The 26486-nt window shown below is 57.5% G+C and carries 24 protein-coding genes; 12 read left to right on the forward strand and 12 right to left on the reverse strand.

All coding sequences use genetic code 11. The features are described 5' to 3' along the window. Window positions 1-209: 209 nt before the first annotated feature. The 3 genes from AC5DB9_RS11050 to AC5DB9_RS11060 form a co-directional block, all read right to left on the reverse strand. Complete coding sequence (locus AC5DB9_RS11050; RefSeq protein ID WP_272993854.1) at window positions 210-2384, reverse strand: 3-hydroxyacyl-CoA dehydrogenase NAD-binding domain-containing protein; 2175 nt, start codon at window positions 2382-2384, stop codon at window positions 210-212. Between the two features lie 63 nt (window positions 2385-2447). Next, the gene (locus AC5DB9_RS11055) at window positions 2448-3647 is read right to left on the reverse strand and encodes an acetyl-CoA C-acetyltransferase (RefSeq protein ID WP_272993853.1); all 1200 of its coding nucleotides are present in this window, start codon (window positions 3645-3647) and stop codon (window positions 2448-2450) included. Window positions 3648-3791: 144 nt separating this feature from the next. Further along, a complete protein-coding gene (locus AC5DB9_RS11060; protein ID WP_022957548.1) occupies window positions 3792-4844 on the reverse strand; it encodes an AraC family transcriptional regulator in 1053 nt (350 codons plus the stop codon). A gap of 142 nt (window positions 4845-4986) precedes the next feature. Here AC5DB9_RS11060 and AC5DB9_RS11065 point away from each other — a divergent pair, with 142 nt between their 5' ends. Continuing rightward, window positions 4987-5553, forward strand: coding sequence for a hypothetical protein (locus AC5DB9_RS11065; protein ID WP_272993852.1), 567 nt, complete (start codon window positions 4987-4989; stop codon window positions 5551-5553). Here the strand turns inward: AC5DB9_RS11065 and AC5DB9_RS11070 are convergent, their stop codons facing one another. Together AC5DB9_RS11070 and AC5DB9_RS11075 are read right to left on the reverse strand one after the other, a co-directional pair. Continuing rightward, complete coding sequence (locus tag AC5DB9_RS11070; protein WP_022957550.1) at window positions 5554-6951, reverse strand: sensor histidine kinase; 1398 nt, start codon at window positions 6949-6951, stop codon at window positions 5554-5556. Beyond that, complete coding sequence (locus AC5DB9_RS11075) at window positions 6938-7615, reverse strand: winged helix-turn-helix domain-containing protein (protein ID WP_022957551.1); 678 nt, start codon at window positions 7613-7615, stop codon at window positions 6938-6940. The genes AC5DB9_RS11070 and AC5DB9_RS11075 overlap by 14 nt, the downstream gene beginning before the upstream one ends. A 281-nt stretch (window positions 7616-7896) precedes the next feature. Here AC5DB9_RS11075 and AC5DB9_RS11080 point away from each other — a divergent pair, with 281 nt between their 5' ends. Together AC5DB9_RS11080 and AC5DB9_RS11085 are read left to right on the forward strand one after the other, a co-directional pair. Further along, complete coding sequence (locus tag AC5DB9_RS11080) at window positions 7897-8286, forward strand: hypothetical protein (protein WP_022957552.1); 390 nt, start codon at window positions 7897-7899, stop codon at window positions 8284-8286. A gap of 53 nt (window positions 8287-8339) precedes the next feature. Continuing rightward, window positions 8340-8849, forward strand: a complete 510-nt coding sequence (locus AC5DB9_RS11085) for an RDD family protein (protein WP_272993850.1) — start codon at window positions 8340-8342, stop codon at window positions 8847-8849. Window positions 8850-8856: 7 nt separating this feature from the next. Here AC5DB9_RS11085 and lptG read toward each other — a convergent pair whose 3' ends face one another. Both lptG and lptF read right to left on the reverse strand, forming a co-directional pair. Continuing rightward, complete coding sequence (gene lptG, locus AC5DB9_RS11090) at window positions 8857-9924, reverse strand: LPS export ABC transporter permease LptG (RefSeq protein ID WP_272993848.1); 1068 nt, start codon at window positions 9922-9924, stop codon at window positions 8857-8859. Beyond that, window positions 9924-11036, reverse strand: coding sequence for an LPS export ABC transporter permease LptF (lptF, locus tag AC5DB9_RS11095; RefSeq protein WP_022957555.1), 1113 nt, complete (start codon window positions 11034-11036; stop codon window positions 9924-9926). The genes lptG and lptF overlap by 1 nt, the downstream gene beginning before the upstream one ends. Before the next feature lie 203 nt (window positions 11037-11239). On the opposite strand from lptF, the gene AC5DB9_RS11100 reads away from it, so the two are divergent. The 5 genes from AC5DB9_RS11100 to AC5DB9_RS11120 all read left to right on the forward strand — a co-directional run bounded on the left by AC5DB9_RS11100 (window position 11240) and on the right by AC5DB9_RS11120 (window position 16995). Next, the gene (locus AC5DB9_RS11100) at window positions 11240-12718 is read left to right on the forward strand and encodes a leucyl aminopeptidase (protein WP_272993846.1); all 1479 of its coding nucleotides are present in this window, start codon (window positions 11240-11242) and stop codon (window positions 12716-12718) included. A gap of 5 nt (window positions 12719-12723) precedes the next feature. Continuing rightward, window positions 12724-13158 carry a DNA polymerase III subunit chi gene (locus AC5DB9_RS11105; protein ID WP_272993845.1) on the forward strand — a complete coding sequence of 145 codons (435 nt, stop codon included), beginning with the start codon at window positions 12724-12726 and terminating at the stop codon, window positions 13156-13158. A gap of 9 nt (window positions 13159-13167) precedes the next feature. Further along, window positions 13168-13509 (forward strand): hypothetical protein, encoded by a 342-nt coding sequence (locus tag AC5DB9_RS11110; RefSeq protein ID WP_272993843.1) that lies wholly within the window; start codon window positions 13168-13170, stop codon window positions 13507-13509. 115 nt (window positions 13510-13624) lie between these two features. Continuing rightward, entirely contained in the window at window positions 13625-16489 is a 2865-nt protein-coding gene (locus AC5DB9_RS11115; protein WP_286846348.1) for a valine--tRNA ligase, read from the forward strand. 296 nt (window positions 16490-16785) lie between these two features. Further along, window positions 16786-16995 carry a cold-shock protein gene (locus tag AC5DB9_RS11120; RefSeq protein WP_022957560.1) on the forward strand — a complete coding sequence of 70 codons (210 nt, stop codon included), beginning with the start codon at window positions 16786-16788 and terminating at the stop codon, window positions 16993-16995. Here the strand turns inward: AC5DB9_RS11120 and AC5DB9_RS11125 are convergent, their stop codons facing one another. Then, a complete protein-coding gene (locus AC5DB9_RS11125) occupies window positions 16996-19572 on the reverse strand; it encodes a PAS domain-containing sensor histidine kinase (protein WP_272990624.1) in 2577 nt (858 codons plus the stop codon). It abuts the gene before it with no gap. Window positions 19573-19812: 240 nt separating this feature from the next. Here AC5DB9_RS11125 and AC5DB9_RS11130 point away from each other — a divergent pair, with 240 nt between their 5' ends. Together AC5DB9_RS11130 and AC5DB9_RS11135 are read left to right on the forward strand one after the other, a co-directional pair. Further along, entirely contained in the window at window positions 19813-20655 is an 843-nt protein-coding gene (locus AC5DB9_RS11130) for an SDR family NAD(P)-dependent oxidoreductase (RefSeq protein WP_272990622.1), read from the forward strand. 251 nt (window positions 20656-20906) lie between these two features. Then, window positions 20907-21134, forward strand: coding sequence for a cold shock domain-containing protein (locus tag AC5DB9_RS11135; protein WP_037508630.1), 228 nt, complete (start codon window positions 20907-20909; stop codon window positions 21132-21134). A 14-nt stretch (window positions 21135-21148) separates the two neighbouring features. On the opposite strand, the gene AC5DB9_RS11140 is transcribed toward AC5DB9_RS11135, so the two are convergent. After that, the gene (locus tag AC5DB9_RS11140; protein ID WP_022957564.1) at window positions 21149-21385 is read right to left on the reverse strand and encodes a SlyX family protein; all 237 of its coding nucleotides are present in this window, start codon (window positions 21383-21385) and stop codon (window positions 21149-21151) included. Window positions 21386-21485: 100 nt separating this feature from the next. Here AC5DB9_RS11140 and AC5DB9_RS11145 point away from each other — a divergent pair, with 100 nt between their 5' ends. After that, complete coding sequence (locus AC5DB9_RS11145) at window positions 21486-21845, forward strand: SUI1 family translation initiation factor (RefSeq protein WP_022957565.1); 360 nt, start codon at window positions 21486-21488, stop codon at window positions 21843-21845. A gap of 26 nt (window positions 21846-21871) precedes the next feature. Here AC5DB9_RS11145 and AC5DB9_RS11150 read toward each other — a convergent pair whose 3' ends face one another. Continuing rightward, window positions 21872-22417: a nuclear transport factor 2 family protein gene (locus tag AC5DB9_RS11150; RefSeq protein ID WP_272990618.1), complete on the reverse strand. Its 546-nt coding sequence runs from the start codon at window positions 22415-22417 to the stop codon at window positions 21872-21874. Between the two features lie 128 nt (window positions 22418-22545). Between AC5DB9_RS11150 and AC5DB9_RS11155 the strand changes: the two genes are divergently transcribed. Further along, a complete protein-coding gene (locus AC5DB9_RS11155) occupies window positions 22546-22944 on the forward strand; it encodes a VOC family protein (RefSeq protein WP_022957567.1) in 399 nt (132 codons plus the stop codon). Here AC5DB9_RS11155 and AC5DB9_RS11160 read toward each other — a convergent pair. Together AC5DB9_RS11160 and AC5DB9_RS11165 are read right to left on the reverse strand one after the other, a co-directional pair. Beyond that, complete coding sequence (locus tag AC5DB9_RS11160; protein WP_272990614.1) at window positions 22941-24257, reverse strand: sigma-54 interaction domain-containing protein; 1317 nt, start codon at window positions 24255-24257, stop codon at window positions 22941-22943. The genes AC5DB9_RS11155 and AC5DB9_RS11160 overlap by 4 nt on opposite strands. Before the next feature lie 69 nt (window positions 24258-24326). Next, window positions 24327-26438: a putative bifunctional diguanylate cyclase/phosphodiesterase gene (locus AC5DB9_RS11165; RefSeq protein WP_272990612.1), complete on the reverse strand. Its 2112-nt coding sequence runs from the start codon at window positions 26436-26438 to the stop codon at window positions 24327-24329. Window positions 26439-26486 lie beyond the last annotated feature (48 nt).

Raw genomic sequence — 26486 nt, forward strand, 5'->3', positions numbered from 1 at the left:
CGGCAGTGCGCGTTTTGTTCAGCAGTTTGAACGACGTTGCTTTATGCACGGCGCATCGCGCAGCGATATCCACAAGGAAATGTTTCTGGACTTCAGCCAGACAACGGCTTAAGTACTTGAGCGGGCCCAGCCCTCTGATATGAGCGAGAAAAAACAACCATAAAAAAAGGGCCGGCAATGCCGACCCTTGATCGCTAAAACGCCGTCGCTCAGACGAAGGTCTGTCCCTGCTCAGCACGCTGTGCCAGCAATGCCGGTACCGCAAAGACCTCACCGTAGCGCGCCTCCAGTTCACGGGCACGCTCAACAAAGGCTTTCAGGCCGTAAGCGTTGATCGCCTGGAAAGCTCCGCCGGTCTGTGCCGGGAAGCCAATGCCCATGATCGAGCCAATATTGCCATCACCGACGATTTCAATAACGCCCTCTTCCATGGCGCGAACCGCTTCCAGACACTGGCTGAATACCAGACGATCCTTGATATCCTGATACGGAATTTCGGTATAGCCATTCGGCGCAAAGGCTTCTTTCAGGCCGGGCCAAATGTGCTTCTGACCACCCTGCGGGTACTCGTAGTAACCACCACCGTGGATCTTACCGCGACGCCCGAATTCATTAACCATGCGATCCAGTACCCGAGACGCCGCATTGGCCGCGACCGGTTTGCCTTGCGCTTCCGCATCGGCTTTGGCCTGTTGACCGTTTTTATAAGCCGTTTCCTGACTGATCTCATCGATGGCCGCCAAGGGACCAACCGGAGAACCGTTATCGCGGGCTGCCGACTCGATCAGTACAGGGTTAATGCCTTCTTCCAGCATCGCCGCACCCTGAGTCACCGTTTGAGCAATCACACGGGTAGTGAAGAAGCCGGGCGCATCATTAACCACAATCGGGGTTTTACCCAGCTGCTGGGCCAGATCAAAGGCTTTAGCCAGCGATTCATCGCTGGTTTTTTCACCGCGGATAATTTCCACCAGCGGCATTTTCTCGGCGGGCGAGAAGAAGTGCATGCCAATAAAGTTATCCGCGCGACTGCTGGCCACAGCCAGTTCGGTAATCGGCAGCGCCGATGTATTCGATGCAAACACAGCTGAGTCATCCAGTACCGCTTCCGCTTCCTGAGTCACCGCCGCCTTGATCTTGCGATCCTCGAAAACCGCTTCAATCACCAGTTCACAGCCCGCCAGATCGGCGTAGTCGGCAGTGGCTTTGATACGACCGAGGTATTCCGCCTTCTGCTCCTCACTCATTTTTCCCTTGCTGATGCCCTTATCGTAAAAGGCTTCGGCATAGGCTTTCCCGCGATCGGCGTTTTCCTGGCTGATGTCTTTCAACACCACTTCGATACCCTTCTGAGCAGCCGTGGTGGCAATGCCTGCGCCCATCTGGCCTGCGCCAAGAATACCCAACTTGCGGCACTGGAATCTCTCCGGGCCCTGAGGGCGGCTGGCGCCGCGGTTGAGCGCTTCCATCTGCACGAAGAAGGTGGTCATCATATTGCGCGCGACCTGATCCAGCAGCAGGCTGAGGAAATAGCGACCTTCGATTTTTTGCGCGGTGTCGAAGTCGACACGCGCCGCATCGACCACACAGGCAAAAATCGCGTTCTGCGCAGGCATCAGGTTCTTGGTCTGGACCATGACATTGGCCGGGCCAAAGAAGGTCAAGCCCTGATTGGCGGCATCCTCTGGACCACCGCCGGGCATTTGATAACCCTCGCTGTCCCAGGGCTGCTTCACACCGCCTTCTTTGTTGGCATTTTCCTTAATCCAGGCCTTGGCCTGGGCATGCATATCAGCCTCGTCCTCTGCCAGCGCGTTCAGCAGCCCTTTCTTCAAGGCCTGATCCGCTTTCAGACGGCGCCCTTGGCTGATCAAGCCGATGGCTTCCTGCATTCCCAACAGATAGGTCATGCGCACTACACCGCCCGCGCCGGGCATCAGGCCGATCATGGCCTCCGGCAGGCCCATTTGAATGCCTTTCACCGCCACGCGGTAGTGGCAGGCCAGGGCAATTTCAAAACCGCCGCCCAGCGCCGGGCCGTTCATTCCGACCGCAACCGGCACGCCCAGTGTCTCCAGAATACGCAGCGGCGCTTTGGTCGCCATCACGCCTTCGTACATGCGGGCTTTTTCTTCTGCCGGAGGGTTCAGATCCATTTCCAGCATTTCTTTAATATCGCCACCGGCAAAAAACTGGTTTGGCTTGCCACTGCGCAGGTAGATACCAGTAACGCCGCCCTCGGCCACCATCGCCTGCAGCTCGGCCACCGCCGCGCGCATGGCCTCATCGTATTCCTGACCCATGGTATTTACGGTTTTGCCGGGCTGGTCAAAAATCAGCTCGACGATGCCATCAGCGTCTTTTTCTAAACGAATATATCCCATTGTTCTGTACTCTCTTTGTGGCTGACAGCCGCGCCGCCAGCCCTTGTTCAGTTCAGTGCTTGCTTACACGCGCTCGATGATGGTGGCGATACCGATGCCGCCGCCGGCACACAGGGTGACCAGCCCGCGCTGCAGATCGCGACGCTCCAGCTCATCCAAAACCGTGCCGAGAATCATCGCGCCTGTGGCGCCGATGGGATGCCCCATGGCGATGGCGCCGCCATTGACGTTCAGCTTGTCATCGGGAATTGATAGACGGCGCTGATAGCGCAGCACTACCGAGGCAAAGGCTTCGTTGAGTTCGAACAGATCAATATCGTCCAGCGTCATGCCAGCCTTTTTCAGGGCTTTCTGGGTGGCGGGCACCGGACCATCGAGCATGATCGTCGGCTCGCTGCCGACCAGCGCACAGCTCACAATACGGGCGCGGGGTTTGAGGCCCTGAGCCTTGCCAGCGGACTCATTGCCGATCAGCACCAGCCCGGCACCATCGACGATGCCGGAGGAGTTTCCGGGAGTGTGCACGCAGTTGATATTTTCCAGATCCGGGTATCTCAACTTGGCAACGCCGCCGTGGCCGAAATCGTTAAACATCTGGAAGGCGGGCTTCAGTTTTGCCAGCCCCTCGGCGCTGGTATCCGCACGGATAAATTCATCGTGATCCAGAATGGCCACACCATTCATGTCGCGAACCGGCACCAGTGATTTGAAATAGCCGTTGTCGCGGGCATGTGCGGCGCGTTGCTGAGAGCGCAGCGCATAGGCGTCCACTTCTTCGCGAGTGATACCATCTTGCGTAGCAATAATATCAGCGCCCAAACCCTGAGAAATGAAGTAGGACTTCATCGCAACCCAAGGGTCGCCGGTCGCGCCACCACTGGCGCCAATTCCCAGACGGGACATGGACTCCACACCCCCTGCGGCGACCATGTCTTCAAAACCCGCGGCCACTTTGGCGGCGGCCATATTTACAGCGTCCAGACCACCGGCACAGAAACGATGAAGCTGTGCGCCGGTAGTGATGTCATCCCAGCTTGAGTAGACCAGTGCAGCTTTGGCGATGTTCTGCCCCTGCTCTTTGACCGGCTCGCCGCAAGCCAGAATCAGATCTTCTACCTGGGTAGTGTCCAGGTCCAGGCGCTCTTTCATCGCCTCGAGAAGATTGGTCACCAGATCGATGGGTTTAACTTCATAGAGCGAACCACCCTGTTTACCCTTTCCACGGGGGGTGCGAATCGCATCGTAAATAAACGCGTCTGCCATGCTGTGTCCTGCCAATTAATGGGGTTGCTTCAAATTGGCAAAGCATGGCGCCTGAGCAGTTGTTCCGGCAATAACATATCCGGTCAACCCACTGACATATCTGTTATTTCGTTTTGTGTGTCAACGACTTAGCAAGAGGCGCGATTAATCGGTCTCGCGCTCACGCAGGCGGAATTCGCCGGGCGTCATCCCCGTCCACTTTTTGAAGCAGCGGTGAAACGCGGAAGGGTCGGTAAAGCCCATCAGAGCGGCGACTGCATTAATCGACAGCTCGGAGCTGCTGAGGTACGCCATTGCCGCGTCGCGGCGGCATTCGTCCTTGAGTTGCTGGAAGGTCGTCCCCTCCTTTTTCAGCCGTCGACGCAGCGTGGGCGCCGACATATTCAGCGCCTCGGTAATGCGCTCGAAACTCGGGAAACCCTGACTGAAATCCTGGCCGATCATGGCCCGCACCCGCGCCACAAGACTGCTGTCATCGCGTCCGTTGTTGAGCACCATCAGCGGATAAGGCGCATTCTTGAGGAAATCTTTCAGCGTGCGCTCATTCTGGACAAGCGGAAAATTGAGGTAGCGCGTGTCAAAGACAAACTCGTCACGCAGTTGACCGTAGTAGACGGGGCATTCAAACATCTGCTGGTAACGGGCCACTCGGCGACGTTCTTTCGGAGCCTGACCGGCGAATCGCACCTCTTTCAATTCGATATTGCTGCCCACCAGCCAGCAGAAAAAGCGGTGCCAGATCGACAGGCCGTAGAGATCAGAGGCATCCACATGATCGCCCGCGAAGCCTTTTTTAATGCTGCCATATCCCACAATGGCGCTATCGACACGCGTATCCAGATGAATATGGGTGTCGGCGTCATAGAATGTGCGGAAAAATTCACAGGCGCGACTGATCGCCTTGCCCAGGTTTTCGCAACCCAGCAGGCAGTAACACATCATTCGGAAAGCGCCGGGGGTGACCTCATGCCCCAGCATCAGACCAAATGCCTCATCCTGTATCAGGCTCATCACCTGCTGATACAGACGGGTATACTGCATCGCCGTCACATGAGCCTGATAGCCCTGACTGCGACTGTCGGCGGGGTTAAAGGGGATTTGCGCGGCACGAAGGAGTTTATCCTGATCGTAACCACGTTCGATTGCCAGGTTCATCAGCGAGCGGGCAAAGCGGCTTGGAACAGCTTCGAGGTCCATATATGTCGCCGTGGTCTCCGATCACATCACACATTCGAGCCGGAATCTTAACACTCCTGCGCTCAGTCTGCTAAGTTGCGTAAAGAAGCCTCAGCGAGTAGAAAAGAACTCGGCAGGCGCGGGGATGCATGTGGCAAAAAACATGGCAGATGAACACTACGATTTATTTTTGACCGGGCAGTTGGCGGTGGGCGCCGACCGCGAGCGCGCGGTTCAACAACTGGCCGCCCTGTTTAAACGTCCCCCCGAGCAGATGGCAAAGCTGCTGCAGGGGAGAACCAGTCGCATCCGCAAAAACCTCGATGCTGAGCAGCTGCAGCGCTTACAGCGCGGCTTCGACAAGCTCGGCATTCTCACTGAATCCCGACCGTCCTCCACCACAAGCCCGCAACAACAGGCGATTGAGCAACACGCCGAGGCGGGCGAACAGGCGCTCAGCCTGAGCCCCGTCGGCAGCCCGGTATTGAGGGAGCAGGAACGACGGAGAATTGATCCCGTGAACGTCGATATCAGCGGCCTGCGACTGGATGCACTGGGCGCCCCCCTCCAGTCGCCGTCCAAGCCGGCGGCTCACAGCCCCGACACCAGCCACCTGCAGATCGCCCCGCAAGACGACGGCACGCCATTGAGCCAGTCTCGCGCCGTGCCTAAGCTGGACTTGGACGAGCTCTGCGGTCACCTCAGCCTGGCTGAGCGTCCCGCATCCTGATCAGGCCTTGGCCTGCGCAGCATCCCGGGGCAAACGAATCACCACGCGCAAGCCGGGGTGATTATCTTCGAGAGAAATACTGCCATCGTGAAGGCGAACAACCGCCTGTACCAGACTCAATCCCAAGCCATTGCCGGGGTGGCAACCGCGGCTGCTTTCCACCCTAAAAAAGCGCTGGAATACTTTTTCGCGATCCGCTTCTGGAACCCCCATTCCCGTGTCGGCCACATAGATACGGTAAGCGTCCGGCTCGATGGAGACGCCAACCATGACCTCTCCCCCTTCCGGGGTGTATTTGATCGCGTTATCCACCAGATTCGCCACCGCCTGAAACAGCAGATTCCGATCGCCGATGACCTTACCCACACGAGCCAGCGCCGTTTTGAAGTGCTGCTCCTTGTCGCTGGCAAGCGGCTCATACAATTCGATCACGTCTGAAACCACGGTACAGAGATCGACCTCGGCGAATCCTGAGCGCCGGTTGCCGGACTCCACCTGAGCAATGCGCAACAAAGCACTGAAAGTGCCCAACAGGCCGTCAGCCTCGTCGATCAGCGCTTCCACCTGTTCACGGGTGGCCGAATCATCACAGTTGTCATGAAGATCACTGAGCTTGTTTCGCAATCGCGTCAGCGGGGTACGCAAGTCGTGGGCGATGTTGTCCGAAACCTGCCTCACCCCGGTCATCAACACTTCGATCCTGTCCAGCATCTGGTTAACGTTTTCCGACAGTCGCCGGAAGTCGCCGCTGCTGTGACTGACTTCAATCCGCTCGGAAAAATCACCCGACATGATGCGCCGCAGTGAGGTGTTGATCCCCTCTATTCGACGCATACTCAAGGCGGCAGTAATCGCACCGCCGATAGTGCCCAGAACAATCGTCGCCACCATCGAGCGGGTCAGCGCACCGGCCACCAGCTTGGTGCTATTGAGGACATCGGCATAGTGCCGGGCAACCAGAATATGTTCGCCGCTGGGCAGTTGCATGGAACGGGCGATAAATTCGTTGCCCACCGGATCGACAATACTGCCGGCCAAGGATTCGAAGTCAAAACCCAGCCAGCCGTTGCGATATTCCTTAGTACTCGGCCACTCGTGAAGATTACCCGCGATCTTATTGTAGCTGTCATCGCCGACAAAATAGAAAAAACGTATCAACCGCGACGGTCCGCTGTGTTCTTCCACGAAGGCATCCACAGCGGCAACACCACCGTCTTCATAGGCCTCGCTCAAATCCTGCAGCTCGGCCTTTACCGAACGGTGTACTTCACTGAAAAAATCGTAGGCAATAACGGCGTAAATCAGCGCCAGTACCATAAACACCGCCACGCTGAGCCAGGCGACGTAGCTGACCAGGAAGCGGAACGTGAAGCTGGTGAAAATTCTACTCAGAATCATCCAACATATACCCGGCACCGCGAACGGTATTCAGAAGCTGACGATCAAAGCCCTTGTCGATTTTCTGACGCAGGCGACTGATATGCACATCGATCACATTGGTCTGCGGATCAAAGTGATAGTCCCACACGTTTTCAAGCAGCATGGTGCGCGTCACGACCTGTCCGGCATGGCGCATCAGGTATTCGAGCAGCTTGTACTCGCGGGGCTGCAGGTTAAAAACCTGACCGCCGCGGGTCACCTTGTGCGCTAGCAGGTCCATCTCCAGATCGCCAACTTTCAACCGCGTCACCGCCGAGCTGGACTCGTGACGCCGCAGTATGACTTCTATACGGGCCAGCAACTCGGCAAAGGCAAAGGGCTTCACCAGGTAGTCATCCCCGCCGGCCTTTAGCCCCTTCACGCGGTCATCCACCTCGCCCAACGCACTCAGTATCAATGCCGGGGTGCTATCGTTCGATGCCCGCAGTGTTTTGATAATGGTCAGGCCATCCACATTGGGCAGCATGCGATCGACGATAAGAGCATCGAACTCTTCGGTCGTTGCCTTTACCAGCCCGGATTTGCCATCGGCGACATGTTCAACCTGATAGCCGCTCTCCTTGAGTCCCTTGACGATGTACTCCGCGACGCTCAGATCATCTTCAATCAGTAATATGCGCATTGCAGACTGCTTCCTTCCCCTATTTTATTATCGCGAAAACCCAATGGCCCTCACTTAACGCCAAGCATTGTAGACGAGTGACTGACCAACACCATGCTCTATATGGCATATCCCCGATCGTATATCTACTGATTATCAATCATCCAGCTCATCGCTAGCCTGTTAAGCATCCTCAGCAAAAGAATAATTTCAGGCGAGGCAACGGTATGACAGCTCGGCACAGAGATACAACAAGCAGAACAATATCGCGCTGCGCGCTGTTCGCCTTGTTCAGCGTAGCGATGTCGTCGGCCGTCCATGCCCAGCAGGGCGGCCATTGGCTTACCTTGCCCTCAGACCATGAGCCCGGCTATCGCCCCACTCTGCGCTACTGTGTTGAATTGGATGAAGTCTCCGGCAACTTCGTTGCTTACAATGCCAACGAAGCCCGCTTTAACCGCATCTGGATGGATCAGCACCAGGCAAAAACGGGCTCCGCGGCCCAGAAAGAGTTGCTGAAACTCGGCGCAAAAGCGCTCTACCGAATGATTCACCGCCGCATGTCGCTCAGCTATCTGCCAGACGAAGAGGGCCGTGTGCAACTGGCACAGCAACGGCAGTCAGTAGATATCGACTACCGCGTACACCTCCGCAGCAGCTCACTCGCATTGGGCTTCGAGCTGAACTTCTAAAGGCGGCGACCTCTGCTACAATGGGCGCCGTTTTCCGACGGATCGCCCGAAGCATGAAAAACAGCACGAAAAAACCCTCTCCCGACGCCACCGAAAACTACCCGACAGCAGGCGCCTGGCGCCGTATTGCCGCGGCCATTTACGATGGCTTTTTGCTGTTTGCCGTGCTGTTTGTTGCCTCACTGATCCCCACCCTGATTGTCAGTCGCGATGCGCTGGGCGCGTCGCCCGGCACCAATTCAGTGGTTCACGAACTCAATACGCCCCTGCAAGGCTGGCCGTATACGATCTACCTGCTGGCAATCACGGTGGCATTTTACGGTTGGTTCTGGCGCAAAAGCGGACAAACACTGGGCATGCAGGCCTGGCGATTGAAACTGGAGTCCAATGACGGACAGCGTGTTGGCTGGACACAGGTGCTTCGTCGCCTGCCCGTGGCCGCCGCTGCGTTTTTTATGGGCGGCTTGGGCTACTGGTGGATATGGCTGGACCGCGAGGGGCGTAGCTGGCAGGACATCGCCTCCAACACCCGCGTATTGCAGCTTCCCAAACAGAAAAAGTAGGCCCGGCTCAACCGCGCCGCAACATGAGCAGCAGCCCCGCAACAAAGCAGATCGCGATCGGTCCCACGCTGGCATAGATGGGATCGAAGCCGTAAACGAGGCTGGACGGACCGAGGATATCCTGCAAGGTACGGAAGATAATCCCTACCATCACCCCGACAAAAATACGGTAACCCATCGTCACGTCACGCAACGGACCGAAGATAAACGAGATCGCGACAAACACCATGCCCATAATGGTTAGGGGCTGCAAAATCTTATTCCAGAACGCGAGTTCATAGTCTCCTGCATTCAGCCCCTGCTGTTTCAAATAGCTGGCATAGCGCCACAGTCCGGAGATCGACAGGTCATCGGGGTCCAACACCAGAATATTCAGCAATTCCGGCGACAAGCCCGAGTCCCACTCCTTCTGAGAAGCCGAACTTGATGTCGCCTTGTCGTCGGCAAACTGCACCTGTCGCACATCTTCCAGCGACCAGCGCCCATCACTGTAATTGGCTCGGTTCGCGTAGGTGCTTTGCAGCAGGTTACGATCATCATCAAAGCGGTAAATGCTTACGCCATACAACACGCCGTTCGGTTGTACCGCGTTGAAGTGCATGAAGTCATTGCCCTCTCGATGCCACATGCCGTGGCGAGAGTGACTGCTTTCGGATTTCTGCAGGGCGATTGCCCGCTGACTTTCGGCGATCTGCATCGCGGCGGGCGCCACGTATTCAGCAACCAGCAATCCCATCAGAGTGATGAACAGTGTCGGTTTGACCACCGCCATCACCAGACGGTAAGTCGAGACCCCTGCCGCACGCATGACCACCAGCTCGCTGGAACTGGCCAGCGACCCCAGTCCCGCCAGGCAGCCGACGAGGGCCGCGAAGGGCAGGTATTTGTAGATGGCATCAGGGGCGATCAGCCCCACATATTTGAGAACCCCGACGAAGTCGTAATCTCCGCGAATCTCTTTGAGTTCGTCAATCAGCGCCGACAGCAGATCAATACCCACAATGACAAGCAGCACCATGAACACCGCCGCTGCCACAGTTCGCCCGATATAGCGATTGAGCTTACGCATCGCCATCAGTTACGCCCACGCCGCCACGACAGCCACCAATGCCGGTGAACGCTGTCGGAATAGAGCAAAATCAGCCCCAGTATCAGGAAGATGGCATGGATGACCCACATGCCGGGGAACACTGGCCACTCCCCTTTCGCCATGGCGTCACGCACAGCATTGAGACCAACCAGATAAAACATATACAGCATAAACGCCGGAAACATCTTGCCGTAGCGACCGCGACGATGATCCGTTTTGCTCATCGACACGGCCAGCAAGGCAGCAATGGGCACCAGCACACTGAGCGAGATCCGCCACTGTACAGCGGCAATATCCTCCAGTGAATCGCTGCCCCACAACTCGGCGGTGGACTTACCGTCCAGTTCCTGACGATAGGTTTTCACCTCCGGATCACGCAGTAACTGACTCAGCCGGTCAAAGCTGGTTACTTGATAGTCGGCCATTCCGGGCTCGCCCACGTAGCGCACGCCCTTATCCAGTACCAGGTGACGCTCACCCGTCTCCTCGTCAATGCGGAAGCGTCCACTGTCTGCGGTGACCAGAGAAACCAGCGAGCGCTCCGGCCTGTCCGTCGCTTCTGCCTGCGCGAGAAACACGCTGTACATGGTTTGCTCGTTGCGATCCGTTCTTTCTATATAGGTCACTCGACCACTGCTTTTATCGATGCGAAACCGTCCCTCTACCGCTGCTTTCACCCCGATCTCCGCCCGGCTCTCGGCCAGCTTGTCAGCATAGGCCTGAATACCGGCGGGCGTAATTACCATGCTGAGATACGCCACGATCGCGGCCACAAATAGTGCGGGAATCTGTGTGTAGAGAAGCAGACGACGGCGACTCATGCCACAGGCACTCATCACCGTCATCTCGCTGTCGACATAGAGGCGACCATAAGAAAGCAGGATGCTGATAAACAAGCCGAGGGGTAATACCACTTCCAGAAAACCGGGAAGGCGGTACAGCATGATCAGAAACAGCACGTCGGGAGAGAAGTCACCCGCGGCAACCTGCGCCAGGTATTTGACAAAGCGACCGCTCATGATGATCGCCAGCAACACCAGGGTCACGGCGAACACCGACTTCAGCACTTCACCGGCGAGGTAACGAAATAGAATCACAGCTCCCCGCTCTCCTGTCTGGCAAATAGTTTCACGCGCAGATAATACCCTTTACACTAGCCATTGATAAAATGACAGATACGTCTGTTACAGCACCGCCATGGTCGACTGATCAGTGCGTCGTCCAGTCAGTGTCCACAGCACTGGCGCGCATTATTACTTATCATGGCGTCCTCTGCGAATAGTTGTCAGCGAGATTATCCATGCAAATCAGCCTCAAGCCCTGTAAAGACCCCAGCACCCTGGCCAGCGACTGTCTGGTCGTCGTCTGTAACACCCATTTTGGCGATGTCGCCAAAGCCGTAGACCAGGCCACGGAAGGCACGCTGTCGGCGCTGATTGAAAGGGGGGACTTCAAAGGCAAGGTAGGCAGCGCACTGCTGCTGCCAGTGGTCAGTGGGCTCCGCGCCAAACGCCTGCTGCTCATCGGTCGCGGCAGTAAAGACAGCATCAGCGACGCCGATTTCGACAAGCTGTTGACGACCATGATCAATACCCTCGACAAGCAGCAGGGTAAAGACGCCTGCGTGTTGTTCGATAACCTGCAGGTTGAAGGCCGAAAACCGACGCAGCTTCTGCAGCGCTGCGCGCAACTGCTGGTTGCTGCACAGTATCGCTACACCGAAACACTGAGCAAACCCAAACCGGCCAGTACCCTGCGCCGGGTCACCCTGCAGGGCAGCAATACCGAAGCCAACCGTCAGGCGGTCGATCGCGGCCTTGCCGAAGGCTTGGGGGTGAATGTGGCCAAGCGCTTGGGCGACCTGCCGGGCAATATCTGCACCCCCGACTTCCTCGCCAAGGAGGCCCGCAAGCTGGGCCGCAAATATGAAGCGGTCAAAGTCAGCGTTCTCGATGAAAAGAAAATGCAGCAGCTGGGCATGGGATCACTACTGTCGGTATCGGCGGGCAGCGACCAGCCCGCACGCCTGATTGTGGTGGAGTACCAGGGCGGAAAAAAAGGCGATCAACCCCATGTTTTGGTAGGCAAGGGCATCACTTTCGACACCGGCGGCATCAGCCTCAAGCCCGGTGCCAAAATGGATGAAATGAAATATGACATGTGCGGCGCTGCCAGCGTGATGGGCACCATGAACGCCGTCGCCGAAATGGGACTCAACCTGAATGTGGTCGGCATTATCGCCGCTGCAGAGAACATGCCCAGCGGCCGCGCCACCAAGCCCGGCGACATTGTCACCAGCATGTCTGGCCAGACAATTGAAATCCTGAACACCGACGCGGAAGGGCGACTGGTGCTGTGCGACGCCCTCACCTATGCCGGTCGTTTCAAACCCGCTTCGGTCATCGATATTGCCACCCTGACCGGCGCCTGCATCGTCGCACTGGGTAGCAAGGCCATTGGCCTATACAGCAATCAGGATGATTTCGCTCAGGAACTGCGCGACTGTGGCGAAGCCGCCCGAGACCGCGCCTGGCATATGCCACTGTGGGATGAATATCAGTCCCAGCTCGACAGCAATTTTGCCGACATGGCCAATATCGGTGGTCCGGAAGCTGGCAGCGTCACAGCCGCCTGCTTCCTGTCTCGCTTCTGCAAAGACTACCGCTGGGCGCACCTCGACATTGCCGGTGTCGCCTGGCGGATGAGTGGCTCCAAAGGCGCCACCGGTCGCCCGGTCGGCCTGCTGTGCCATTACCTGGAAAGCAAGGCGGCGAACTGAGCACTGTGACCAGGATCGACTTCTATATTCTCAACAGCCCCTCAGCGGAGGAGGCCCTGCTGTTCTGCTGTCGCCTGGCCGAAAAGGCCTGGCGCAGCGGTCACCGGGTGCTGATCCACAGCGACAACAGCGCCGCCACCGAGCAGCTCGACAAGCTGCTCTGGGACAGTCGCCCCAGCGCCTTTGTACCCCACTCTACCGACACCGGCGACGCAATCACCCTCTGCCATCCCGGTGACGACAATACCCCGGCGGAGATGGGCGAGCACTGCGATGTGCTGATTAATACCTCCGTACATCTGCCCGAGGCATTCAGCCGTTTCCGGCGAATGGCAGAAGTGGTGGTACAACAGGACAAGGCACTGACCGCATCGCGGGAACGCTATCGTTTTTACAAACAGCGCGGCTACCCGCTGCACAATCACCAGATTGCCTTCTGAGGGCCGACCATGCCGGATCCAGACAACCCCAATGTACCGCTGCTCAGCGAACTGGAAGCCCTGCAAACCCTGTTGAAGGAACAATCTGATCACGATGACATTCCGGTTCTGGATGATATTCTCGAGCCCTCTCCCCGGCTCGCCGAGCGCTTCGGAGAGACGCTGGACGATGAGTTTGAAACCGAGGAATCGCCTGCCGACTGGGACGAGAATGACCACAGCCGCGAAGTGTTTCTTCAGGCGTTGATCGATGATTTGCTGCCACAAATCGAAGCCGAGCTCCGGCAACGTCTGCTGAAGCTCGACCAGCAACTTCTCGAGCAGTGGTACCAACAGAGCCGCCGCCCCTAAGGCTTTGCCCCGACAAGCAAAAACTCAGTATACTTAGCCCCTTTTCTCGACGCTGCCGCCCTGGCGGTGTCGCGCTCAGCCAGTGCCAATTCAGCCAGTGCCAATACGGAAACCCATGGATAAGACATTTCAGCCCAGCGATATCGAAACTAAGTGGTACCAAACCTGGGAGCAAAACGGCTATTTTGCTCCCGGCGGCACAGGGCCGTCCTACAGCATCATGATTCCGCCGCCCAATGTCACGGGCAGCTTGCACATGGGCCACGCCTTTCAAGATTCCATCATGGACGCACTGATCCGCTACCAGCGGATGAAAGGCAGCAACACACTCTGGCAAGTAGGCACCGACCACGCCGGCATCGCCACCCAAATGGTTGTGGAGCGAAAACTGGCTGCGAAGGGCCAGACCCGCCACGATCTCGGCCGTGAGGCGTTTCTGGACAAGGTCTGGGAATGGAAAGAAGAATCCGGTGGCACCATCACCCGCCAGCTTCGCCGTCTGGGGGCCTCCGTGGACTGGGACCACGAGCGCTTCACCATGGACGAGGGCTTCTACAAAGCCGTTCAGGAAGTCTTCGTTCGCCTGTATGACGACAAACTGATTTATCGCGGTAAGCGTCTGGTCAACTGGGACCCGAAATTGCACACCGCCATTTCAGATCTGGAAGTGGAAAATAAAGACGAAAACGGCCACCTCTGGCACTTCCGTTACCCGCTGGCCGATGGCGCGCAAACTGCCGAAGGTAAACATTACCTCGTCGTCGCCACTACCCGTCCGGAAACCATGTTGGGGGATACCGCCGTCGCCGTGAATCCGGCCGATGAGCGCTACGCCTCTCTGGTTGGCAAGTTTATCGAGCTGCCGCTGGTCGGTCGCCGCATCCCCATCGTGGCCGACGACTACGTCGATCGCGAATTCGGCACCGGCTGCGTAAAAATTACTCCCGCGCACGATTTCAATGACTACGCGCTGGGCCAGCGTCACAAACTGCCCATGATCAACATCATGGACAAAGACGCCGCCATCCGCGCCGAAGCCGAGGTCTTCAACAGCGACAGCAGCCCCAATACCGAACTCGACGCCAAGCTGCCAGAAGCCTATGCCGGCCTCGATCGCTATGCTGCCCGCAAAGCCATCGTGGCTGATTTCGACAGTGCGGGACTGCTGGAAAAGATCGATGACCACGCACTGAAAGTGCCTCGCGGAGACCGTTCCGGACTGGTCATTGAGCCGCTGCTGACCGACCAGTGGTTTGTTGCCACACAAAAACTCGCCGAGCCCGCCATTGCCGCCGTCGAAGATGGCCGCATCCAGTTTGTGCCCAAACAGTACGAGAACATGTATTTCAGCTGGATGCGCGACATTCAGGACTGGTGTATTTCCCGCCAACTGTGGTGGGGGCACCGCGTGCCGGCCTGGTACGATGCCGACGGCAATATCTATGTAGCACGCACCGAGGAAGAGGCTCGCAGCAAATACAATCTCGCTGCCGACCTGCCGCTGAATCAGGACGAAGATGTCCTCGACACCTGGTTCAGCTCCGCGCTGTGGACCTTCGGCACACTGGGCTGGCCAGAAGCCACCGAGCGCCTGAAAACCTTTCACCCCACCGATGTACTCGTAACCGGCTTCGACATTATCTTCTTCTGGGTGGCGCGCATGATCATGATGACCATGCACTTCATGAAAGACGAAGACGGCCAACCACAAGTGCCCTTCAAAACGGTTTACGTGACCGGTCTGATTCGCGACGAGCAGGGTCAGAAAATGTCCAAGTCCAAGGGTAATGTACTCGACCCGCTGGACATGATCGACGGCATCGAGCTGGACAGCCTGCTGGAAAAACGCACCGGCAATATGATGCAGCCGCAACTGGCGGAGAAAATCGGCAAAGCCACCCGCAAAGCCTTTCCAGAAGGTATTGGTGCCCACGGCACTGACGCCCTGCGTTTTACCCTGTATTCACTGGCCTCCACCGGACGCGATATCAACTGGGATATGAAGCGCCTGGAGGGCTACCGCAACTTCTGCAATAAAATCTGGAACGCGGCGCGCTATGTGCTGATGAATACCGAAGGCGAAGACTGCGGCGTCAACGATGAGGCAGTGGAACTCAGTCTGGCCGACCGCTGGATCATCGCCCGCCTGCAGCAGGCCGAGCAGCGCGTGGCCGATGCCATGACGAACTACCGCCTCGACCACGCCTCGCAGGAAATCTATGAATTCGTCTGGAACGAATACTGCGATTGGTACCTGGAGCTGTCCAAACCCGTTCTCTGGGACGACAATGCCTCGGCCGAGGCCAAACGCGGTACTCGCCGAACATTGATTCGTGTGCTCGAAGCCACGCTGCGGCTGGCTCACCCTTTTATGCCGTTTATCACCGAAGAGATCTGGCAACGCGTGGCACCGATTGCCGGTACCGTCTCGGGCGAAGGTCCTCACAGCATCATGCTGCAGGCGTATCCGCTCGCCAACGTGAACGCGATTGACGAACAGGCACTGTCAGATGCCGAATGGCTGAAAGCGGTGATCACCGCCATTCGTAATATTCGCGGTGAAATGAATGTTCCGCCATCCAAGGCATTGAATATCATTCTGAAAAATCTGGGTGCTGACGATCAGCGGCGTCTGGACGATAACCGGCAATTCCTCACCAAACTGGCCAAGCTCGAGAGCATTCAGGTCTTGGGCAGCGGCGAGGAACCCCCCATGGCGGCCACGCAGTTGATCGGCGACATGGAACTGCTGGTTCCCATGGCCGGATTAATCGACAAGGATGCCGAACTGGGTCGATTGGACAAAGAGCTGGCGAAGCTTGAAAAGGACATCCAGCGCCTGGCTGACAAGTTGGGCAATCCGGGCTTTGTCGACAAGGCACCGGCGGCTGTTGTAGAAAAAGAGCAGGACAAGCTGCAGGCGCAACAGCACCAGCGCGACCGACTGCAGGCCCAGCGCCAGGCCATCGCCGAACTGTAATGCGACCCTGTTCACGCCTTTTCGCCGCCATTTCGCGCGAAAAGGCGTAGACAAGCCTCGCGCAATCGTTATAGTAAACAGCAGTCTGGCACAACAATCCGATTTAGCGTGATGTTTGCATCGCTTTGCACAGCCCACCCAGCGTGGTTCCCGAAGCAGGCGGGCAGTTTAAAACTGTCGGCATCACCCTCCTATCCTTTCCCCCTTTTCACCCAAACTGTCTCAGTGATTGGCGCCAAACCGGCCGCCCCACTGAAGCTACTGCCCCACCCCGCCCATCATCAAGAGGATCTGTAATGAGCGAACGTGTAACCGGGACTGTGAAATGGTTTAACAACGCCAAGGGTTTTGGCTTTATCACGCGCAATGAGGGAGATGATGTATTCGTACATTTCCGCTCAATTCGCGGCGATGGCTACCGGACGCTGGACGAAGGCCAGAGTGTCGAATTCAATCTGGTTGAGGGCCCGAAAGGCCTGCAGGCTGAAGACGTTCTGAAAGTCTGATCAGCCAGCATTCAGCAAGCGCTGCACCTCACCGCAAAGCCGTGAGGGCAACAAGGGATTGATGTACACCACGCCAGGTGGCGCGGTAACCGGTCCACCAGCGGGGCAAAGCTGCAGACTGATCAATTTAACGGACTCCTGCTCCAGCGCTTCTGGCAAGGCATTGACGGCATCGCTGACAATCAGCGTTTTTGCCGCCGGGTTCAGTTTGACGGTGTCGATATGAGTCGCGTACCGGGCCCGCCACCCCTTCCGGCCCAATGCCGCCGACACCGCCAAGCGCAGGGTGTCGTTATTGATGACCACCCATAGGTGGCTGGCATCATGGTCTGGCAAGGCGGTCTCTGAATCCTCGCGCTCCTCGAAGCCGTCAATGGGGAGCAAAACCTTGAAGCAGCTTCCCTGCTGCTCAGCAGCATCAACGCTGATCTCGCCCTCCATCAGCGACACCAGTTTTTCTGCGACCGCCAGCCCCAGGCCGACGCCACCAAAGCGTCGACTGTGCGAGCTCTCCGCCTGAACGAAAGGACGGAACATATCCCTGCCAATTTCCTCGGGAATGCCGACGCCGTTATCGCGAATCTCAAACGCGATAGCAGCCCAGCCATGCTGATGTTTCTCCGACTCATTAACAGGGCGGGCAAGCAGTTCTATCTCCCCCCTGGGTTTGCTCTGAGCGGAAAATTTGATGGCATTTTCGAGCAAGGCAATCAATAGCTGCCGCACACGCAAAGGGTCCAAACAAATACGCTCAGGCATGCAGGGATCGAGATTCAATATCAGTTGCTGACCATTGCCCATTACCTCATCCGCAAGCCCCAGCAAAACCCCTTCCAGATAATCTTGCAGCATAATCTGCTCGACCTGCAGAGTGACACTGCCGGTCTCGAGCATTGAGTAATCGAGCACCCGGTCCAATATGGCCAGCAGCGACTGGGATGAACGACCAATGGTATCGAGCATCAATTTTTGCTCGCTGTTCAGCGGCGATCGCAGTAGCAGATCCGTCATTCCCACAACGGCGTTCATCGGCGTTCTGAATTCGTGCCCGACTACCGACAGGAACGCCGATCGGGCTTTATTCGCCTGTTCCGCTTCAGCTTCTGCTGCTTCCAACTTCATGCTCATCAGCCGCAGCCGATCTTCGACGCTGTGCTTATCTGCCGCCAGCTGCCGTGTGGTCGTTTTGGCAGCGGTAATATCGCCATGCACGCCGACCATCCTGATCGCACGGCCATCGGCGTCACGCTTCACCGCCGCGCGGCAGCTAACGTCAACAATCGCGCCATCGCGGCGCTGTAATTGGTGTTCACAGGTAAAAAGCAGACTTTTGCTGCGCAGAAAATCTTTCATGATTTTCTTCAGCTTCCGCTGTTCTGGCTCGGGGATACAACTGAGCAACACGCGTTTGGTATCGGACTCCGCGACATTACCGCCGATCCCTACCATCGCCAGCCAGCCCGGACTGAGATACAGCTTGTCAGCGCGCATATCCCAGTCCCAGATACCGTCGCGCGATGCCATCACCGCCAGGTCAAAGCGCTGTTGGCTATATAGAAACTGTTCATGAAGCAGGTATTGGTCACCAACATCCCGCAGTGTCACCAGCAGCCTTGGCCCCATGGGCCCGGCATCAAACCAGCTCAGCATCAGCTCCACCGGCACATCGCTGCCGGAATGGCTGACCATCATCAACTCCTGACCTTCCGCTTTCCCTTCAGCATCGCGCACATTGCGCAACAGGCGCTGGTATTGGGGTTGGAAGCGAGGGGAAATCAGACTCTCGATATCCCGCTGAGTAAGTTCTTCACGATCAAAGCCCAACAATTGTGAGGCGCTGTCGCTGACAGCACACAGCTTGCCCATATCATCGGCGATCAATACCGCGCCAGGAATCGCGGCCAGCATGCGCTGACATCGCTGTCGCTCCTCGTGCAGGGCCTTATCCAAGGCCATTACCCGGCGACGCTTGCTGATAAGTAAAGGCACGGCAACCAATCCCGCCAACGCCATGAGAACCAGCACACCCAGGAGCCAGAATTGCCGATTAAGTGCCGCCGACAAGGCGATTTCCGTATTGAGGACCGCGTCGGTATTTTGTTGCTGCAACAGCATCAGGCTATCGTTGACGGCCTTTTGGTCGAGCCTGGGATTCAATGGAAACTCGGCTGACTCGCCGATGCGATAGCCGCCATACAGTGACAACAACGCTCCCAGCGTGGTGGTTGCGGCAGGATCTGCACCGGCGTCGCGCAGCGCGCCGAGAGATTGCTCCGCCTCGCGGAGCTGCTGCTGCAGACGCTGAAAATCGCCGAACTCCGGACGAGCCAGTTCTTCATGGAAATGGCCAATCACGCCCCCCCGCTCAAGCAGGTGATCAAGCTGTTGAAAATGCTCGGCAAATGCCTGTTGTTCGAGGATGCGTGCCTGTATTTCAGACTTTGCTGACTGGTTGTAAAGACCCGCGACAATAGCGAAAACAACCCCCAGTACGCAGACGACAGCAAGCATCGCCACCACCTTTCCGGCAATGCGATCAGCAAACACCCTTTCTAAACCGCCACAGCGGATTGTCATTGATACTCCCCTGTCAGCTTCCCTGCGCAACACATTGCCAAGGGCTTTTTTGATATAAAGCATCATCCCTTGGGGCGTCCAACGATAGAATGCGTAATTCCACTAACGGGTGCCTCGCAAACAGTGCGTATTAACACCGTGTATAGTCAGCATTCTGCTTAAAATAGCTGAGCAATGGCCGGAGGCAAGAAGCCGTCCTCCCTCGCCCAAAAAACCAACATATATGACGAGGATATCGCTATGTCTGCTCCCTACCGCGTGGCCTTGATTACCGGCTGCTCCAGTGGCCTCGGCGAAGCCCTGGCACGCGAATGCCTCGACCAGGGTTACCACGTTATCGCCACTGCAAGGCGCCCTGAGCATATTTCTCTCGACCACCCCCATTTGCACAAGCGAGCCCTGGACCTGAACGACGCTGAGCACCTCGCCGCCATGAGCCAACAGATTGTCGAGGAATTTGGGGAGTTAGCACTGCTGATCAACAATGCCGGTTACGGCTTGATGGGCCCCTTGCTGGAAGTGGACCCCGGCAAGCTTGCCGCACAGCTGCAGACTAACAGCATCGCCCCGCTGGAACTGGTGCAAAACCTGCTGCCGATGTTAAAGCGCGGCAGCACGGTGGTGAATATCGGCAGCGTTTCTGCGCATCTTGTCACCCCGTTCGCGGGCAGCTATTGCGCCAGTAAAGCCGCCCTGCACGCACTGAGCGATGCCCTGCGGCTTGAACTGGCCCCGTTCGGCATTCGCGTCATGGTCGTCAGAGCAGGTGCAATACGCTCACGCTTCGCCGACCGGGCCGAAACTGAACTCCAGACACCAAACGCGCAAAGCCCCTACGCCAGCCTGAGTGATGCCATTGCTGAACGGGCCCGCCTCTCCCAGAAAAGTGCCAGCGATGCCTCAGAGGTCGCACGGGATATTCTGGCCGCGGCACAGCGGGACAACTGCCCCGCCTACATTGGGGTCGCCAAAGGCAACCGTATGTTGTACCGCCTGAGCAAGCTGCCCGCTGAGCTGCGCGACCGCATTCTGAGCCGCCGCTTTGGCCTGAGTCGTCTCAGCGGCGACGAACTGCGCCGCTGATGCTATAATGCGCGTTTTGCGGTATTGCTCAACAGCTTTGCAATACCCTGTTTTTATTAACGATTTGGTTTTTTATCCGCATGCTTTTAACAATTAGACTGATCACCGCTGCCTTGCTTGCCGCTCTGGCGGTATTTTCCTTATCACAACTGAATATCGCCGTTACCAGCGCCCTGCCAGCGGCGGTTATCTTTGCGGCCATTTTAGCCGCCACGCTTGTCTCACCTCGCCTGCCCGCGCTGCTGGATGCGATGGCCAGCACTCGCGAACGCGGCACAGTCAAATGGTTTAATGTCAGCAAAGGCTACGGCTTTATCACCCGCGAGAATGGCGATGATGTCTTCGTTCACTTTCGCGCCATACGTGGAAAAGGCCGAGGACGTCGCAGCCTAATGGAAGGCCAGGTCGTGGAATTTGTGCTGACCGAAGGGGAAAAAGGCCCCCAGGCAGATGAAGTTGCGATTATCGACAAAGGCTGATTGCCACTAGGGCATCAGTAGTGTGGCGGGCGCTCCATTTGAGCGGCCAGCCCCGGCTCGCTGATTCCCCGCTCTTCCATGGCGTCGCGCATCTGGCGACTCATACGGGCGAGCTGTTGCAGTTGCTGGCGCAGCAGCCGTATTTCGGCATCCTGCTCTGTTACCCTGATATCCAGCGCTGTCAGCAAATCTTCCTGAAAAGCGAGCTGGGTTTGAAGATCAATCATTTGTTGCTGCTCGTCAGCCGTCATCACCACTCTCTCTTTCTAAAGCTATGGAACACAGCGCTATCTGGATAATTCGGCGCTAGTATACCGATCCTGAACCTTTTTGCCCGGGAAGCTGAAGTTTATGTCACGTCTTGTCTACTCCACCGACCAGGGACGTCTCTGCCCTGAGTGCTCGCAACCCCAGTCCCAATGTCGCTGCAAGACACTGGAAAAACAAGCCGACGCGGAAGCACGTCGCGGCGACGGCATCGTGCGCATCTTTCGCGAAACCAAGGGTCGCAAAGGGAAAGGGGTCAGCCTGGTGAAAGGACTGGATCTCGACGACGCTGCGCTTAAAAAACTCGGCAAGGAGCTCAAACAGAAGCTGAGCATCGGCGGCGCAGTTAAAGATGGCTGTCTGGAGTTTCAGGGCGACCAGCGCAGCGCACTAAAAACCTTGCTCGAAGCCAAAGGCTACACGGTTAAACTCGCCGGCGGCTGACACCCTCGCGACGGAGACCACATAAATCAGTGGTCCGCAGAGACACCGCCATCCGAGGCAAACCATGCGGCTGAGGGATCGCTGAGACGGTCCGCCCCCGTCGCCGCCCCGACAAACATTGGCCCCGTAAAATCGGTCCGGCTGGGGCGTATTTCATTCCAGTCCGCCACGATTTTACGGTAGCTGAAGCGCCACTCACCCTGTCGCTGCTCGTAGCGATCCAGATAGCGACCACCAACGACCAGCTCTTCCATCCCTTCCTCACCCGGATAACGGTGATAGGCCTGGCAATACACCTCACCCACCGCCGTGTCGCCGCTAATTTCAATCAGGTGATTGCTCACGGAATGCACCGTGGCCTCCATGGCTTCGAGCATCTCGGGTAGCCACGCAATGAAATCGCCAGCCAGCCCCTTAAACATCGCACCGTGGTCATCGATAGCATCGGGGTGGTAGAGCGCAGACAAAGCGGCATAGTCTTTTCGGTCAATCGCCCGACAGTAACGCAGCACCAGGTCACGAATGGCCTCTCTCGCCTGGAGTTCCTGCAATACTTCACTCTCGCCTGCCATTGCTCACCTCTGCGGATCGATCAACTTTTTATACCAGCGCCCGAACATAGCACAGCACTGCCACGCGCCACACTCTTCCGGCGAGCAATCTGCTAGCCTTAGCGATCAACACAATAACGAGAGCAACTATGAGCACACAATTTGGCGAAACGGTGGAAGTCGGCATCGTCACCAACAATTTGGACGCGATGCGGCACTTCTACGGTGAATTACTGGCATTGCCGCTGGAGGGCAGACTGGAGTTTCCCGGCGGCAGCATGGAGCGCTACCGCGTTGGCGGCAACATCATCAAACTGGTGAACTACGGCGACGACACCCCCGCCAAGGGCGTGCCCGGTGGCGGCTATGCCGCCTGCGGCTACCGTTACTTCAGTCTGGCGGCAAACGATCTGACGGCAACCGTGGCCCTGTTGAAAGCAGCCGGCACCGACATCGCATTAGACGTCACCCCGTTTGGCGGCGGCATCGGCTTTGCCTTTGTTTGCGACCCCGATGGCAATTGGATCGAGCTGTTTGGCGCCTGCTAAGCGGCAGCGATACCGTATTTGCGCATCTTCTCGATGAGTGTTGTCCGCCGCAGCCCCAACCGCTCGGCCGCGCGACTGACGACCTGTCCAGAGGCTTCCAGCGCCTGCGCGATCCGGCGCCGCTCCAGTGCAGCGAGTTCTTCTTTCAGCGATAGCCCAGAGTCAGGCGAAAGTAGCTCGCCGCCGCCAGACGGCGCGGTCCACGCTGAGCGATCTCCGCGACAATACCCCGGCAAGTCATGCACGCCAACGAGCTTGTCGGGGTAGCTCACCGCCAGTCGCTCCAACAGATTAGCCAGCTCACGTACGTTCCCCGGCCAATCATAGCCCTGCAAGGCATCCAGCGCGGCAGGCGTGAATCGGGGCAGTGGCAAGCCCTCTTCTGCCAGGCGTACCGACAGGCTGTCGATCAAGGCTGGAATATCCTCGCGGCGCTCAGAAAGTGGCGGTATAGAAAGTGGAAAGACGTTGAGGCGATAATAAAGATCTTCACGAAACTGACCGTCAGCAATCATCGAGGGAAGATCGCGGTGCGTCGCCGCAACAATCCGAACATCTGCCGTACGGCTCTCGCAGGAACCGACCCGCTCAAAACTCCGCTCCTGGATAGCACGCAGAATTTTCACCTGCATATCCAGCGGCATATCCCCTATTTCATCCAGAAACAGCGTACCGCCATGGGCGAGCTCAAAACGCCCCGCCCGACTGGAAATCGCGCCAGTGAATGCGCCTCGTTCATGACCGAACAGCTCTGACTCCAATAACTCTCGGGGAATAGCACCACAATTGATGGGTACAAACGGTCCCTGCGCGCGCTCAGACATACGATGAATTGCCCGAGCAACCAGCTCCTTGCCCGCTCCAGAAGGGCCGGTAATCATTACCGTAACGGGCTTGCCCGCGAGCTGCGCCACGGTATTTCTCAGTTGTCGCATGAGCGGACTGATGGCCACCAGTCCATCGCGGTGATCGCCCGTCTGAGGCCCGTTTTCGTTCAGCAGGCTCTGCAACCGAGACAAGCCCTCCAACAGTGAGGGGTACTCCGGTGCCACTACCGTGCCCACACAACGGGGCAACAGCGACGCCAATTCGGGCTCGGCAAGTCCTGGCAAGCTGGCATCCAGCAAAGACTCGCCGCCCTCTGCCAGCAACACCGCATCGGCGTCGCCCCGTTCAACCAGCATCAAGCCCGGCAGACCGATAGCCTCCAGCAACTGCCGGTAATACGCCTGTCGAGCGGGAGACGCTGCGATAAATAGCTGAACAGCACAATGGGCCATAGGAATGGTCGGTGAGCACAATGAAGCCGTCATTTTATTGACTCACCAAGGGAAATACAGCCCCAACCGGCAACAAACCGTCATTTTAACGACACTTCACACTCAGGGCGTCAGCGTCTCCAGCCAGCATTCAAGTTCCGTCGCGGGCATTGGCCGGGCAAAATAGAAGCCTTGCATCTGGTCACAGCCCAGCGATTGCAGGGCCTGCCAGTCCGCAATGTCTTCAACCCCTTCGGCCACAACGTCCATCTTCAGCGTGTGAGCCAACTGCGTCACGGCGCCGACAACGGCCGCCTTCTCGGTCTCCTGACTGATCTGCCGAACAAAGCTGCGATCGAGTTTGACCGCAGTTATCGGGAAACGCAGCAGGTAACTGAGGGAACAGTAGCCTGTCCCGAAATCGTCCAGGGAAATCCCCAGGCCCAGAGCCCGCAGTGCTCCCAGGGCATCCCCCGCCAGTTGGCTGTCTATCAATACGCCTTCGGTGATCTCAAGCTCAATGCGCGAGGGCTCCACCCCGCTGCGCCGCAGTTGGTCCGCGCAGTGGTCGACAAACCCCGGCGTTCGCAATTGCCTGGCCGATACATTCACTGACAGCTTGCATTGCGCAAGGGGCCCTTGCTGCCAGGCGACCAGTTGCTGACAGGCCTGCTCGAACACCCAGTCGCCAATTTCGACAATCTGGCCGCTTTCCTCTGCCAGAGGAATAAAGGTTGCCGGTGGCACCATCCCCATCTCGGGACTGTTCCAGCGCAGCAGGGCCTCCAACGCCAGAAGACGACGGCCGTCCGCCGAGACGCGAGGCTGGTAGAACAACGAAAACTCGCGCCGCATCAGTGCCTGCTTCATACCATCGAGATACTGCAGACTCTGACTCAAGCGCGGCATCATATCCGGCAGATAATAGCGGCTGCAGCATCGCCCGGCGGCTTTGGCCTCGTGCAATGCCAGATCCGCCTGTTGAATCAGCTCCCGAGCAGTGTCTCCCGACCGGGAAACACTGATACCGATACTGGCCGCGAGATATATGGCTTGTCCATTGTGCAGAAACGGCTCGTTAAACAGTGCCAGCAGTTCATCAGCCATCGCATCGACGGTTTCCCTGCAGGCCGACTCCTCATCTGCCACACGGAAAAACAGACCGAACGAGTCCGCGGCCAGGCGACCCAGGCCTTTTTTCCTGCACCCGGCCCCCTCAAAATAGCCCGCCGCGAGACTATCGAGCATATCGTCGGTAGGCGTACCGCAGGCCTTAAAGTGCTCACACAATCTCGCCGCCAACAAACGCAGCAGTTCATCGCCAGCATCATGGCCAAGGACATTATTTATGCGACTGAAGTGGTCAATATCGAAGTAGAAAAAGGCGACCTTGCTGCTGCCGCCTTCGGTTTCAGCAAGCAGCTCATCAACACAGCGTTCGAGCAGCACCCGATTCCGCAAGCCGGTCAGCGGATCGTAATAGGCCATCCGCGTGATCTCACGCTGGTTCTGGTAGCGTTCGGAAACATCGACGCAAAGCCCGTTGATCTGCAATAGCGGGCCATCACTGCGCGTCAGCTGCATTTCCACCCAGCGCCACTGACCATCGTCATGATGCCAGCGATAATGACAGAGCGATTCCTGACCATCGCTTATCGCCTGACGAAAACTGTTGGTAATGCGTTTCAAATCCGCAGCAGGTACGCGCGCCGATAGTGATCGGGTCAGACTGATGGGGTCGAGCTGACTGTGTTCCAGCCCCTCCAGGCCAAACACTTCCCCGTTAAACATGCGAAAGCGCTTGTTCTCCAGGTCGTAATGCCAGTGAGCGATCTTGAGCATCCGGCGCGCCTGGTCCTGCACAACCTGCGCATCGCGCATCACTGCCAAATGCCGACGGTCCTCGACCAGGCGCCGCAAACCGTGCAGCAGCGAGGCGAGATGAAAACAGGGTAGCAGCAGATCAGCCCCGGCCTGACTCAGCGCATCGAGCTCACTCCCGGCATCCTCGCCCTCCGCCAGAATAACCAGCAGCGGCAGGTCGCGCTCTTGAGCGCTGCGGCACAGTGACTGCTTCTCAGCAAGGGAAAATTCCGCAGCAATGACCACCGCATCGCAAGCCGGTGTGTCCTCGCTGCTATCGAGCGCCGTCGCCACGTGCACCGACATATCTGGCGGAAGATCTGTTGCGCACAGCGGTATGTCACTACCGGCTGGTGCAATCCACCACAGCACGATCGCGGATCGTTTATCAGGGTTCCAAAAATCAGGAGGCATTACCAC

It is taken from the genome of Spongiibacter sp. (assembly GCF_984394615.1).